Here is a 243-nt window from a genome sequence, read left to right as displayed (position 1 = left end):
ACCTTCTCCCATAGCTACTATGGAGCCAATAAGACCAAACGCTTTACCCCTATTTTCCTTTGGAATATAGCGCGCAACTACAACCAACACGAGTGCTGGAAATGCAGCTGCACCAGCTCCTTGAATAAATCGAGCCAGAATAAGTATGGGAAAAAAAGAATGTCCAACAAACCCAATTACCGATCCGAAGCAATTTATTATAATCCCAAATAGGAGTAACCTTTTAATGCCTAGCTGATCAGA

The 243-nt window shown here is 41.6% G+C and carries 1 protein-coding gene; it reads right to left on the bottom strand.

Features of this window, described 5'->3' with window-relative positions; all coding sequences use genetic code 11:
* Positions 1-243, bottom strand: a 243-nt coding sequence (locus tag AWV70_RS22220) for an MFS transporter (protein WP_153010097.1), incomplete at both ends; no start/stop codon positions are given.

It is taken from the genome of Sporosarcina koreensis (genome assembly GCF_001531445.1).
Taxonomy (GTDB): Bacteria; Bacillota; Bacilli; order Bacillales_A; family Planococcaceae; genus Sporosarcina; species Sporosarcina koreensis_C.
This window is presented reverse-complemented; position numbering and strand designations above follow the sequence as displayed.